General features: G+C 64.9%; 11 protein-coding genes. 5 read left to right on the top strand and 6 right to left on the bottom strand.

Translation table 11 applies throughout. The annotated features are described in order from the left end of the window. Positions 1–237: 237 nt before the first annotated feature. Together ISO4_RS13260 and ISO4_RS13255 are read right to left on the bottom strand one after the other, a co-directional pair. Positions 238–936 carry an RES family NAD+ phosphorylase gene (locus ISO4_RS13260; RefSeq protein ID WP_142949324.1) on the bottom strand — a complete coding sequence of 233 codons (699 nt, stop codon included), beginning with the start codon at positions 934–936 and terminating at the stop codon, positions 238–240. Further along, positions 933–1,337 (bottom strand): MbcA/ParS/Xre antitoxin family protein, encoded by a 405-nt coding sequence (locus ISO4_RS13255; RefSeq protein ID WP_067606682.1) that lies wholly within the window; start codon positions 1,335–1,337, stop codon positions 933–935. The genes ISO4_RS13260 and ISO4_RS13255 overlap by 4 nt, the downstream gene beginning before the upstream one ends. Before the next feature lie 179 nt (positions 1,338–1,516). Here ISO4_RS13255 and ISO4_RS13250 point away from each other — a divergent pair, with 179 nt between their 5' ends. Next, positions 1,517–2,524, top strand: coding sequence for an amidohydrolase family protein (locus ISO4_RS13250; protein WP_142949323.1), 1,008 nt, complete (start codon positions 1,517–1,519; stop codon positions 2,522–2,524). Here ISO4_RS13250 and ISO4_RS13245 read toward each other — a convergent pair. The 4 genes from ISO4_RS13245 to gltA form a co-directional block, all read right to left on the bottom strand. Next, positions 2,521–3,396, bottom strand: coding sequence for an NAD(P)-dependent oxidoreductase (locus ISO4_RS13245; protein WP_228548127.1), 876 nt, complete (start codon positions 3,394–3,396; stop codon positions 2,521–2,523). The genes ISO4_RS13250 and ISO4_RS13245 overlap by 4 nt on opposite strands. Beyond that, positions 3,393–4,478 (bottom strand): SMP-30/gluconolactonase/LRE family protein, encoded by a 1,086-nt coding sequence (locus tag ISO4_RS13240; protein ID WP_194856542.1) that lies wholly within the window; start codon positions 4,476–4,478, stop codon positions 3,393–3,395. Before ISO4_RS13240 ends, ISO4_RS13245 begins: the two co-directional genes overlap by 4 nt. Before the next feature lie 70 nt (positions 4,479–4,548). Beyond that, positions 4,549–7,176, bottom strand: a complete 2,628-nt coding sequence (locus tag ISO4_RS13235; RefSeq protein WP_228548126.1) for a DUF6351 family protein — start codon at positions 7,174–7,176, stop codon at positions 4,549–4,551. Positions 7,177–7,401: 225 nt separating this feature from the next. Next, positions 7,402–8,688 carry a citrate synthase gene (gltA, locus tag ISO4_RS13230; RefSeq protein ID WP_142949320.1) on the bottom strand — a complete coding sequence of 429 codons (1,287 nt, stop codon included), beginning with the start codon at positions 8,686–8,688 and terminating at the stop codon, positions 7,402–7,404. Between the two features lie 496 nt (positions 8,689–9,184). On the opposite strand from gltA, the gene sdhC reads away from it, so the two are divergent. From sdhC to ISO4_RS13210, 4 genes are read left to right on the top strand one after another with little or no spacing between them, the layout of a single operon-like run. After that, on the top strand, positions 9,185–9,559 hold the full coding sequence (gene sdhC / locus ISO4_RS13225) for a succinate dehydrogenase, cytochrome b556 subunit (protein ID WP_142949319.1): 375 nt from the start codon (positions 9,185–9,187) through the stop codon (positions 9,557–9,559). Next, positions 9,553–9,924 carry a succinate dehydrogenase, hydrophobic membrane anchor protein gene (gene sdhD / locus ISO4_RS13220; protein WP_067611126.1) on the top strand — a complete coding sequence of 124 codons (372 nt, stop codon included), beginning with the start codon at positions 9,553–9,555 and terminating at the stop codon, positions 9,922–9,924. Before sdhC ends, sdhD begins: the two co-directional genes overlap by 7 nt. 3 nt (positions 9,925–9,927) lie before the next feature. Further along, the gene (gene sdhA, locus ISO4_RS13215; RefSeq protein ID WP_194856541.1) at positions 9,928–11,703 is read left to right on the top strand and encodes a succinate dehydrogenase flavoprotein subunit; all 1,776 of its coding nucleotides are present in this window, start codon (positions 9,928–9,930) and stop codon (positions 11,701–11,703) included. Between the two features lie 15 nt (positions 11,704–11,718). After that, positions 11,719–12,435: a succinate dehydrogenase iron-sulfur subunit gene (locus ISO4_RS13210; protein ID WP_067609492.1), complete on the top strand. Its 717-nt coding sequence runs from the start codon at positions 11,719–11,721 to the stop codon at positions 12,433–12,435. Positions 12,436–12,669: the final 234 nt, after the last annotated feature.

Raw genomic sequence — 12,669 nt, 5'->3', positions numbered from 1 at the left:
AAAAAGCCCCGGCTCGAAAGAGCCGGGGCTTTTTTTTGGCGTTCCACCTCTGGGGGAGTCGCCACTTGTGCGAGCGGGCCCCGCCCGCGAAAGGGTGGCTTTAGCCACCCGGCGGGATACCAGAGACGTCTGGAAGCGGCGCAGTAACAAGGTCTCTGGGATCCTGCCGGCCGGCTTTGCCGGCCTTTCGCGGGCCGGGCCCGCTCCCACAAGGCAGGCTCCCACAAGCCGGCGTTTCTAACCAAGCTGCCGAATAGTAAGAATATGAGCGATCCGCTCCCCATCCCAAATGTACTCGTAATGCGTGGCCGGCGTCACCGATTCAATCAGATGCGGTGACAGCAGGGCGAAACAGCGCGCCTGGTGGTGGCGCACCGAGCCGTACACCAGACCGTGCTCATCGGCGTCGAACAGGGCCCGGCCCAGCCGGCGCGCGCTGCCGTAATCCTCGGGGTGATACCAGTCCTCGTCGTCGCGGCGGGGGTCATGGATATTGCGTAGCCGCGCGCTGAAGCAGACCTTCAGGCCGCGCATCACGATGCGATCGAATTTCAGACCCTGAACGGCACGAAAGTAACGCTCCTGATGGTAGCGGGTCTCGGCGATCGCCGTGGCCATCTGTTCGGCGCAGTAGAACACGCCGTATTCGCCATCCGAGAAGCGCGAGCCGTAGGGGCTCAGATGCACGAAGGGGCCGAGCGCGTAGTTGCAGCCGGGAATGCCCCAGGGGCGGCGCGCCGGCGGCACCCGGTGCAGCTCGCCGACCTGCATCTGAATGCGTGGGTTGGTGAGCGCCTGAACCGCGTACAGGGCTTCGAAATCGGCCTGGTCGGCGACGTCGTCGAATAAATGGATGGGCGGGTATTTACCGTTCACCAGCCGGTAGGCCTCTTGATGGAGAAAAGCGGCGGTGGGCAGGTCGGCAGCGTCGATCACCACTGCCCCCCGCGCAGCCCGTCCAGTTGCCGGTGCACTTCGTACAGGCTGGCCACCCGGCCGTTGCTCATCACATCCATGGGGCTGGCGCCGTTGAAAAAAGGGTTGTGGTTCGGCATGCGCACGAAGCCGTAGACGTTTTCCCGGTTGCCGAACAGGGTGCGCAGCGCCTGGTGGATGTTCAGCAAATAGCTGAGGCGCTCGAGCAGATCATTGCTCACCCGGGCGCTTTCCGGTCGGCTTTGGTATTTATGCAGGGTGGAGCGGCCGACGCCGAGCAGGGCGGTCTTTTCCCTTTCCGAGCACTGCCAGTGGTCCAAAAGGCGCAACACCGCCCGCAACGCGGCATGGCGGGCCGTGTCATCCAGTGGTTTGGCGCAAGGTTCAATGGCCGGTTGCATATTGCCTCCTGACGGTTTTCTCCATAATAGGCCTTAAAGTGATGGAATGTCCATAAATAGACAGCGGCTCGACCGGATGTGAAAAAGTGTTCAATTATGACCGCCCGGTGAAACCGCGCGCCGGCCTCCGGGTCTGTTAAGCGGGTAAGCAAATACAGCCGTTGGACGGGGAGAACCGCATGAGAACAGGGTTGTTTGGGGCGCTTTTGATGGTCGCGGGCCTGGCATCGGCCGGCGAGGGCGGCTGGGTGGACGCCCATCTTCACTATGTGGATTTCATGCAGCAGAGCGACGGCAGCGAGGCGATGTTGGCGGCCATGGACGAGGCCGGCGTCGAGGACGCCTGGCTGTTCGGCCTGCCGGTGGTCAAGAAGTGGCAGCAGGACGCGCCGCGCCGGCCGCGTTATTACCTGGGCGACGAAGCGCCGCTGTATTACTACAGCGCCACCGACGACATCGTCGCCGGCGCGGTGCGGGATCTGCCGGAGGATCAGCGCCGCCGCCTGGCGCCGTTCATCAGCGGTTTCAATCCCACCGACATGAACGCCGCCCGCCACGTGCAAGCGCTGATCGAACGCTACCCCGGCCTGTGGCGCGGCATCGGCGAGGTGATCACCCGCCACGACGACCTGACCGCGCTCACTGCCGGCGAAACCGCCCGCGCCAACCACCCGGCGCTGATGAAAGTCTACCGCCTGGCGGCCCGCCATGATCTGCCGGTGCTGCTGCACAGCAACCTGACCTCGCTGCGCGAGGAAACGCCGATCTACCTGGGCGAGCTGGAGGACGCGCTGAGAAGCAATCCGGACACGCGCTTCGTGCTGGCCCATGCCGGTACCAGCGGCGGCGTGGAGAAGCGCCAGGCGCCGCTGGCCACGCTCAATGAAATCATCCGCGCGCTGCTGGAGCGTTACGACAACCTCTATGTGGATCTGTCATGGAGTGTGCGCGAGCACTATCTGATCAAGGACGGCGAGCCGCGCGCCGCCTGGGTGGCGCTGATCGAGGACCATCCGGACCGCTTCGTATTGGGCAGCGACGTGGTCGGCCATTTCGACAGCATCGGCGCGATCCTGGGTGAGTACCGTCCGCTTCTGGACGCCTTGCCGAAACCGGTGGCGGACAAGCTGCGGGCGGAAAACGCCCGGGCCCTGTTGCCCGAGCGCGGAGCCGTGGCGGAGGACTAGTCGCGCCGGCGTTGCAGGCGGCGTAGCAGGCTGGACGTGTCCCAGCGGCCGCCGCCCATGGCCTGGACCTCCTTGTAGAACTCGTTGACCAGTGCCGCCAGCGGCAGCGGCGTGCCCAGCCGGCTGGCTTCCGCCAGGCAGATGTCCAGGTCCTTGCGCATCCAGTCCACCGCGAAGCCGTGGTCGTACTGGTCGGCGAGCATGGTTTGATGGCGGTTCACCAGCTGCCAGGAGCTGCCGGCGCCGGCGCCGATCACGCGCATGGCTTTTTCCGCGTCCAGACCGGCTTTTTCGGCGAAGGCGATGGCCTCGGCCACGCCTTCGATCACCCCCGCCACGCAGATCTGGTTGGCCATCTTGGTGAGCTGGCCCTGGCCCACCGGGCCCATGTGCACCACGCTCTTGCCGTAATGATCGAGCAACGGCCGCGCCCGCTCGAACACCGCTTCGTCGCCGCCGCACATGATCGACAGGGCGCCGTCCTTGGCGCCTTGCTGGCCGCCGGACACCGGGGCGTCCATGAACAGGGCGTCGTGCTCCCGGCAGGCCTCGTCCAGGGCGTGCGCCATGGCGGCGCTGGCGGTGGTGTGGTCGACCAGCAGCGCGCCCGCCTTGAGGCTCTGCACGGCGCCGTTGTCGCCCAGGGTCACCTGGCGCAGGTCGTCGTCGTTGCCCACGCAGACGAACACCATATCCGCGTCCAGGGCCGCCAGGGCCGGGGTTTCCGCCTGCTTGCCGGGATACTCGTCTAGCCACTGGCGGGCCCGTTCCGGGCTGCGGTTGTAGACGGTGACGGCGTGGCCGGCGTTGGCCAGGTGGCCGGCCATCGGATAGCCCATGTTGCCGAGGCCGATGAAGGCTGCGTGGATCATGGTAATGACTCCCTGTCGTCGCTGAGCGGATAAACGGCGAAGCTGTCGCGGGTCAGGCTGCCCAGATAGAGGCGCTCGCCGGCCTGTTCGGCACTGGTCACCGGCGCGAAGGCGTCCTCGCCAAGGTGCTGCAGATTGGCGGTCACCGCGCCGCTTTCGTCCAGGCCGAGCACGAAGCCGTGGCGGGCCGGCTGCGGCTGCATGAACTGGGGCAGGCGGAACACCACCTTGCGCAGCAGCGGCTTGTCGGACATGGCGTCCAGGGCGGCGTTGCGCGGCGCGAACAGCGCCAGCCAGAAGGTGCCCCGGCCGTTGCCGGAGATGCCGTCGGGAATGCCCGGCAGGTTATCGAAGAACACATCGTGGCTGCCCGCTTTGTCGCCCTTGAGCCAGTAGCGCAGCACGTTGTAGCTGCCGGTCTGGGTGACCAGCACGAAATCCTCGTTCTCGGAGAGCGCCACGCCGTTGGCGAACTGCAGGCCCTCCATCAGCACCGTGGTGGTGGCCGATTCGGGGTCGTACTTCAGGAAGCGGCCGTGCCCGCCGTGCTCCATGATGTCGTCGCGGGCCTTCATGGCCGGGCCGAATTTACTCGACGCGTCGGTGAAGTAGATGACGCCGTCGCTGGCCACGTCCACGTCGTCGGTGAAGCCGAAGGGCACCCCGTTGGCCTGGTCGGTCAGCACGGTCAGCCTGCCGGAGGCGGGATTCACGCGCAGCAGGCCGCGGTAGCCGTCGGCGACCACCAGGGTGCCGTCCGGTGCCATGTCCAGGCCCAGCGGCCGGCCTTCGGTGTTGGTGATCAGGTCGCCGTTCTCGCCGTTCGAATCGTAGCGCACCAGGCGGCCGTCCTCGTAACCCACGTAGAGGTTGCCCTGGTCGTCGATGGCCACGTCCTCCGGGCCATGGCCCTGACCGGCGGCGAGGCGCTCAACGTCGGCGAGCTCGTCATTGGCGGCGTAGGGGCCGGTCAGTTCCGGGGCCTCCGGCGCGTCCCAGGCCACCGGGTCCACCGGCACCGGCCACAGCAGCAAATAGGCGGCGGCAGCGGCCACCAACAGCAGAACGATGATTTTTTTCATTATGCCTTCCCGGTCTTGAAGCGATGCCCGCGAGTTTAGGCATTCACGACCGGGAAGACAAAGCGGGCCCTCAGGGGCTGAGTTTGAAGGCCGGCGCGGACAGGCCGTCGCCGCCCTCGGCGAGCGGACCGGTGCGTGGCAACGGCTCACCGCCTTCGATCACCCGCGTGGCGTCGCCGTAATGCAGCCAGGCCCGGGTCGGCACCGCGCCGGCGCCCGGCCGGGTGTAATCGCAAACACCATCGGGGAAAATCTCCGCCACGCGCTCGGCGAAGGCCGCCGGATCCAGGATGCCGGCCAACGGGTTGGCCGGGTAATCCGCCGGGTCCACGTCCTTGAGCCGGCACTTGTTCACCAGGGTGGTGATGGCGTCGCCGGCGACGGTGCGTGGCGTGCCGAAGCGGGTTTGCACCACCGTTTCCTGCAACGCCACCAACAGGTCCGTGATCGGCGCCAGCAGGTCGCCGATTTCGCCGGGCAGCCCCAGGGCGGTCAGGTCCAGCCCGCACACCTGGCCGGTCAGGGCATCCACCACCAGGCCCGCTTGCGCGGGCGGCGCGGGCAGCAGCGACGGATCCAGACCCGGCACGATCGGGTCCGGATAGAGCAGGTTGCCGGTGAGCGGCACCAGCGGGTCTTCCTCATCGAACAACGACGACAGCGACAGGCAGCGATCGCGCGCCCGGGCCGGCTTGTGCGTGACCACTTTCTCGGCGATCGCGGCGGCGCCGTGGTCCGCTTCGATGTTCGACAGCCAGCGGTCCATGACCAGCAGGGCCTCGGTGGTGAACACGGTGTCGCCGGCGAGCGGGAAGGCGCCGAACCAGATCACGTGGTTGTCCGCGTGGCCCTGTACCGCCTCCAGGCGGGCGCGCATCTGCCAGGAGTGATAGGCGTCGTGGGCGATGCCGGGGTCCGGGCCGCGCAGGTCGATGATCGGCACGTTGGAAAGGTGCTCCGCGGTGTTGATGGCGCCGGTGCGGTAGGCGTTGCGGAGCGCGGTCGGGTCGGCCACGGTGCGCGCCGCCTGCGGCTGGATGTCCACGTTCAGGCCGCCGATTTCCCGGTTGACGCGCAGGAACTGCTCGCCGGTGATCAATCCTTGCTGCAGGGCACCCAGGCCGTACTGGACGCCGACGTTATCCAGGGGAATGCCGGCGAAGCCCCTGGACAGCAGGGCTTCGTTGGTGGACCAGACTTCCGGTGGTCGGCTGCCGAACTGGTTGATCATGAAGTCGAGCAGCCCGCAGCGCACCCCGTCGGGCCGGGTTTCGGCGTTGTACACCGGCACGTCGTCGGCCAGGCCGGGGCATTCCGCCTGCTCCGGGAAGGCGGCGGGGAAAAACGCCAGGTCCGAGACCAGCGGATTGACCGGCAGGTGGCCGTAGAACGCCGACCACTGCACCCCCGGCAACACGCCGCTGGAGAGCAGGGCGGTGATCACCGACAGGAAGCTGTCCGGATCGGAGGGAATCCGGTTGCCGAAATAGCGGCTGAGCAGGTTGTAATCGGCGAACTGGGTGGCGGTGGTCCAGACGTCCGGATAGGAGCACTGCACGATCAGGCCCTGGTAGATGCCGGGGTAGGCGTTGGCGATGTGCTGTTGCGCGATGGCGCCGCCGGAACAGCCGGTGCCGATGGTGTAGCGCAGCTCGCCGTACTGCTCGACGATGCGTTCCTTGCCCATCATCAGCGATTCCGCCGCGGTGACCAGATTGACGTTATGGCCGAGGTTCGCCTGGGCGGTGGAGAGCGTCATGAAGCCGCGGCCCAGGGCCGTGGTGATGCTGTCGCCGAGCAGGATTTCAGCGCCTTCCGGCGCGGTCCCGGCGATGTCGCCGTTGGGCGGTTCGCCGGGGCCGAAACTCACGCCCACGTTGCCGCCGTGGTGGATCAGCAGCTTGCCGTTCCACTGCGGCTGGGGCGCCAGGGCGGACCAGTCCCGGTCGGGCTGGAACAGGGTCATGATCTGGTAGCGGTCACGGTTCTGGACGCCGGTTTCAATGCGCACGATAAACGGTACCTGCACGCCCTGATCGGTGGTCACCCGGGCGATGTCCTGGTCCGCCGGCGGGTTGTCCGGCTGATAGTCGAGGAAGGCGCCGGGCAGGCCCGGGTTCATCGGATCGAACCCGGTGATGAACGCCTGCAGCTTGCCGGCGGGCACGTACTTGAAACGGTATTCGGCGGGCTGGTTGCACTGCGCGTCGGTGGCGGCGTCGTTGCTGCAGGTCCAGGGCCCGATCTGGGGGCCGGAAAACACCGGGCCGCCGTTGGGATGGTTGACCAGCGGCTGTTGCAGTATCGAGCCGTCGGCCAGGGTCACCCGCAGGGTGTGGGCGCCGGGGGACATGCCGTCGACCAGGCCTTTGAGGGACTCTCCGGTGCGCCGAAACCGGTCGCTGACGTCGGTGCCGCCGAGGCTGACACGGGCGTTATTGAGCAGCGCGGGGTCGTCGGCGGCGATCGCGACCAGGGCGTCGCCGCCGCTGATCAGGTCGGCGCGGCTGGACAGCACCCGGATGCTGCCTTCGCCGGCCACCGGCGCCGGCGGTTCAGGCTCCGGCTCGGTGGGCGTCGGTGACGGGCCGCCCGACGGGGCCGGCGAGGAGCTCGAGCCGCCGCCGCAGGCGGTGGTCAGTAAGGCCAGTAGGGCGAGCAGGGCGATACCGGCGTACCGGTTCACGGGCATCTTCATCAGGGCACTCCGCTGGCCGGCATGGGTGCCGGTCCGTTGTTATTAAAATGGCGCGTTACCCGACAGTATCCACCGGTCGGCGGGGGCCGGTTGTTGGAGGCTGGTTGCGGATTGTTGTACTGGTGTACCAAGTGTTGCGGCGGGGCAAAAAAAAGCGAACCCGTGGGGGTTCGCTTTCTGGGTCCCGGGGGACCGGACAGAGCGCCGCGGGGCGGCGGCTGTCGGTTACTTGCGGTCGCTGAGCGCGGTCATCTCGCGCTCGGTCTCGCCGGTGTAGAGCTGGCGGGGACGGCCGATCTTGTAGGGATTGGAGATCATCTCGTTCCAGTGCGCGATCCAGCCCACGGTGCGGGACAGGGCGAAGATCACGGTGAACATGGAGGTCGGGATGCCGATCGCCTTGAGAATGATCCCGGAGTAGAAGTCCACGTTCGGGAACAGCTTCTTCTCTTTGAAGTAGGGGTCGTTCAGGGCGATCTCTTCGAGCTTCATGGCCAGCTCGAGCTGCGGATCGTTGACACCCAGCTCGTTGAGCACTTCGTGGCAGGATTCGCGCATCACGGTGGCACGCGGGTCGTAGTTCTTGTAGACCCGGTGGCCGAAGCCCATCAGCTTGAACGGATCGTTCTTGTCCTTGGCCTTGGCGATGTACTCGTCGATGTTGGAGATGTCGCCGATCTCGTCGAGCATGTTCAGCACCGCTTCGTTGGCACCGCCGTGGGCGGGGCCCCAAAGGGCGGAAATGCCGGCGGCGATGCAGGCGAACGGGTTGGCACCGGAGGAGCCGGCCAGGCGCACCGTGGAGGTGGAGGCGTTCTGCTCGTGGTCGGCGTGCAGGATGAAGATCTTGTCCATGGCGCGGGCCAGGGTCGGGCTGACCTTGGTTTCCTCGCACGGATTGCCGAACATCATGTGCAGGAAGTTTTCCGCATAACCGAGGTCGTTGCGCGGATACATCAGCGGCTGACCGAGACCGTACTTGTAGCACATGGCCGCGATGGTGGGCATCTTCGCGATCAAACGGAACGCGGTGATTTCCCGGTGGGTGGGGTTATTGATGTCCAGCGAGTCGTGATAAAACGCGGACAGTGCCCCCACCACGCCACACATGATGGCCATCGGGTGCGCGTCGCGGCGGAAGCCGTTGAACAGATTGCGGATCTGCTCGTGCACCATGGTGTGGTTTTTGACGGTGCTGACAAAGGTCTCTTTCTGCTCGGCGGTGGGCAGTTCACCGTTGAGCAGGAGGTAGCACACTTCAAGATAGTCCGACTTGGCGGCCAGTTCCTCGATGGAATAGCCCCGATGCAGCAGTTTGCCCACTTCACCGTCGATGAAGGTGATTTTTGATTCGCAGGAAGCGGTGGACGTGAAACCCGGGTCGAAGGTAAAGATGCCGTTGGCGGTCAGGGAAGAAACGTCGATCACGTCACGGCCCAGGGTGGGCGTATGGATCGGCAGTTCCAGATCGTCCCGGCCCTCTACCTTGAGAATGGCTTTCTTCTCGGTCATGGGAATTTCTCCTCGGTGAATAGAGGGTCCCTACTGGGAAGGTCCTCCAGAGCGCGGGGGACGTTAAAGTTTTGGTGGGTCTTTGTCAACGAGAAGCCGGCCCCCGGCGGGGGCGACTTTTGTAGGGTAAACAGGCTATTACGGCGCTTCGCGACGGGCTCGCCGCAAAGGGCCGTTAAAAAACAAGGGATTAACCGCCCAGGTCCCGCCAGCGCCGGATGAGGGGGGCGGTCCGCGGGGCCGGCTAAGATAAAAGTCGCAGTTTGCCGTTTGTTTTGCCGTAAGCGCGGCGATATACTGCCGCCCGCGAAGGAGTCTCCGGCCCCGTTCCGATCGGTTTTCGCCGTTCGGGACCAAGCAGGAGTTCCCTGTGGGCTCCAACCCCGGCCCGGGCACCATCGGCTTTATCCGCATTCACACTCTGATGTCGCCGTTGATGCCAAGTTCCCGATAACCGCTCCGGTGTATCCGGGGCCCGGCAAAAGTGTAGGCTACCGTGAACGATAAGAGACCCGTTAACCTCGATCTAACGACGATCAAGTTCCCGGTCACCGCCATTGCATCCATCACTCACCGTATTACTGGCGTGGCCATTTTCGTTGCCATCCCCGTCTTGCTGTGGATGCTGGATCGCTCCTTGGCGTCCCCCGAGAGCTTTGCGGACCTGAAACAGCTGATGACCTCGCCCCTCGCCAAATTGGTGGTCTGGGCGATCCTGGCCGTCATTCTTTATCACCTGGTCGCCGGTATCCGCCATTTGATTATGGATATGGGCATGGGTGAGACCCTGGAAGGTGGACGTCGTGGTGCCTTCGCCACTTTCGTTGTCACCGCGGTACTGATTCTGTTGGCAGGAGCCTGGGTATGGTAACCAGTGTAACGAGCCTGGGCCGTAACGGCCTTTATGATTGGCTGATCCAGCGGGTTTCCGCTGTGGTGATCGCCGTGTACGTGATCGGCATGCTGGGCTTTCTGATCGCCCAGCCGGATCTGGATTACGGCACCTGGAGTGCCTTTATGGGCTCCGTGCCCATGCAGATCGCTAACACCCTTCTGTTGTTCTCCGTGGCCGCCCACACCTGGATCGGCCTGTGGAGCGTGACCACCGACTATCTGACCAGCCTGACCTTCGGCAAAGCGGCCACCAGTGTTCGTCTGGTGGTGCAGATGGCCATCGCGCTGCTGCTGCTTGTGTACCTGCTGTGGGGCCTGCTGATGATCTGGGGAGGCGCATAATCCATGTCCATTCGTACCATCACCTTTGACGCGATCGTCGTTGGCGGCGGGGGCGCAGGCATGCGTGCTTCCCTGCAGATGGCGCAGTCCGGTTTCAAAACCGCGCTGATTTCCAAAGTATTCCCGACCCGTTCGCACACGGTGTCCGCCCAGGGCGGTATCACCTGCGCGATCGCCTCCGCCGATCCCAATGACGATTGGCGCTGGCACATGTACGACACGGTGAAGGGCTCCGACTATATCGGTGACCAGGAAGCCATCGAATACATGTGCCAGGTGGGCCCGGAAGCGGTGTTCGAGCTGGACCACATGGGTCTGCCTTTCTCCCGCACCGAGGAAGGCCGCATCTACCAGCGTCCTTTCGGTGGCCAGTCCAAGAATTTCGGTGAGGGTGGCCAGGCCGCCCGCACCTGTGCCGCCGCCGACCGTACCGGTCACGCGCTGCTGCACACCCTTTACCAGCAGAACCTCAAGAACGGCACCCAGTTCTACAACGAATGGTACGCCGTGGATCTGGTGAAGGACGCCGACGATAACGTCTGCGGTGTGATCGCGATCAGCATCGAGACCGGCGAGACCGTGTTCTTCAAAGCCAAGGCCACGGTGTTCGCCACCGGCGGCGCCGGCCGTATCTACTCCTCCACCACCAACGCCCTGATCAACACCGGCGATGGCGTGGGCATGGCCCTGCGTGCCGGCGTGCCGGTGCAGGACATGGAAATGTGGCAGTTCCACCCCACCGGCATTGCCGGCGCGGGTACCCTGGTCACCGAAGGGTGCCGGGGCGAGGGCGGCTACCTTATTAATAAGGACGGCGAGCGCTTCATGGAGCGCTACGCGCCCAACGCCAAGGACCTCGCGTCCCGTGACGTGGTGGCCCGCTCCATGATGATGGAGATCCTCGACGGCCGCGGCGACGGCCCGGACGGCGACTACGTCTATCTGAAGCTGGACCATCTCGGCGAGGAAGTGCTGCACAGCCGTCTGCCCGGCATTTGCGAGCTGTCCATCACCTTCGCCCAGGTGGACCCGGTCAAGGAACCGATCCCGGTGGTGCCCACCTGTCACTACATGATGGGCGGCATCCCCACCAACGTGAACGGCCAGGCGCTCAAGTTCAGCGGCGGCCACGAAGGCGAGGATCAGTTCGTCAACGGCCTGTTCGCGGTGGGCGAGGTAGCCTGCGTGTCGGTACACGGCGCCAACCGTCTGGGCGGCAACTCGCTGCTCGACCTGGTGGTGTTCGGCCGCGCGGCGGGTCTGCACATCGAAGAGGCGCTGCGTCAGGGCATGACCCAGTACGAGCCCAGCGAAGAGGACCTGGAGCGGGCGCTGAGCCGCGTCAACCGCTGGAACGAGTCCCAGGACGGCGAATCCGTGTCCTCGCTGCGCAAGGAACTGCAGAGCACCATGCAGAATCACTTCGGTGTATTCCGCAAGGGTGATCTGATGGAAGAGGGCGTTCAGAAGCTGGCCAAGTTGCGCGAGCGCATCGCCAACGCCCATCTCGAGGACAAGAGCCAGTCCTTCAACACCGCCCGTGTCGAAGCGCTGGAACTGGACAACCTGCTGGAAGTCGCGGAAGCCACCGCGCTGGCGGCGTCCGGACGCACCGAAAGCCGGGGCGCCCATTCCCGCTACGACTTCCCGGATCGTGACGACGAAAACTGGCTGTGCCATTCCGTGTTCGACCCCAAGTCGAAAAAACTGGGCAAGCGGGATGTGAACTTCAAGCCGAAGACCGTCGATACCTTCCAGCCGAAGATCCGGACCTACTAACGGAGGCGCGTAGCCATGAAAGTCAGTATCTATCGCTACAACCCGGACACCGACCGCGAACCGTCCATGAAAGAGTACGAGGTGGACACCCAGGGCAAGGACCTGATGGTGCTCGACGTGCTCAATCTGGTCAAAGAGCAGGACCCGTCGATGGCCTACCGCCGGTCCTGCCGGGAAGGCGTTTGCGGTTCCGACGGCATGAACATCAACGGCAAGAACGGCCTCGCCTGCATCACCCCGCTGTCTGAAGTGGCGCCGGGTGTGAAGGAAGGCAAGAAGCCGCTGGTGCTGCGCCCGCTGCCCGGCCTGCCGGTGATTCGCGACCTGGTGGTGGACATGACCATGTTCTACAACCAGTACGAGAAGGTGCAGCCGTACCTGCAGAACGACACGCCGGCGCCGGCCATCGAGCGCCTGCAGACGCCGGAGGACCGGGCCAAGCTGGACGGCCTCTACGAATGCATTCTGTGCGCGTGCTGCTCCACCAGCTGCCCCAGCTTCTGGTGGAACCCGGAGAAGTTCCTGGGTCCGGCGGCGCTGCTGCAGAGCTACCGGTTCCTGGCGGACAGCCGTGACGAGGCCACCGAGGAGCGCCTGTCGCGCCTGGATGACCCGTTCAGCCTGTTCCGGTGCCACGGCATCATGAACTGCGTGAGCGTCTGCCCCAAGGGGCTGAACCCAACGCGGGCCATCGGCCACATCCGGTCCATGCTCCTGGAACGGGGCGTGTAACGGAAAGCGAAGAAGGCGGCCTGCGGGCCGCCTTTTTTGTGGGCGCCTTCCCCGGCTGCAAATTGTATCCGGATGCGACGGGAGGGTTCGGGGAAGGGTGGCTTTGGTTAAGCTTGAGATCGGTGCCGTCGCCCCCATGCCTTAATAGAGGGTCGGCAAGCGTTAGACATTGGTGGGATTGCGGCGAGGAGAAAAAAGACCGATAAGTCATTTTCTCCGTAGACGCCTAACAAA

Source organism: Alloalcanivorax venustensis ISO4, assembly GCF_015356855.1.
GTDB lineage: Bacteria > Pseudomonadota > Gammaproteobacteria > Pseudomonadales > Alcanivoracaceae > Alloalcanivorax > Alloalcanivorax venustensis.
Note: the sequence above shows the minus strand (reverse complement) of the source record. Positions and strands in the feature narration are given on the sequence as shown.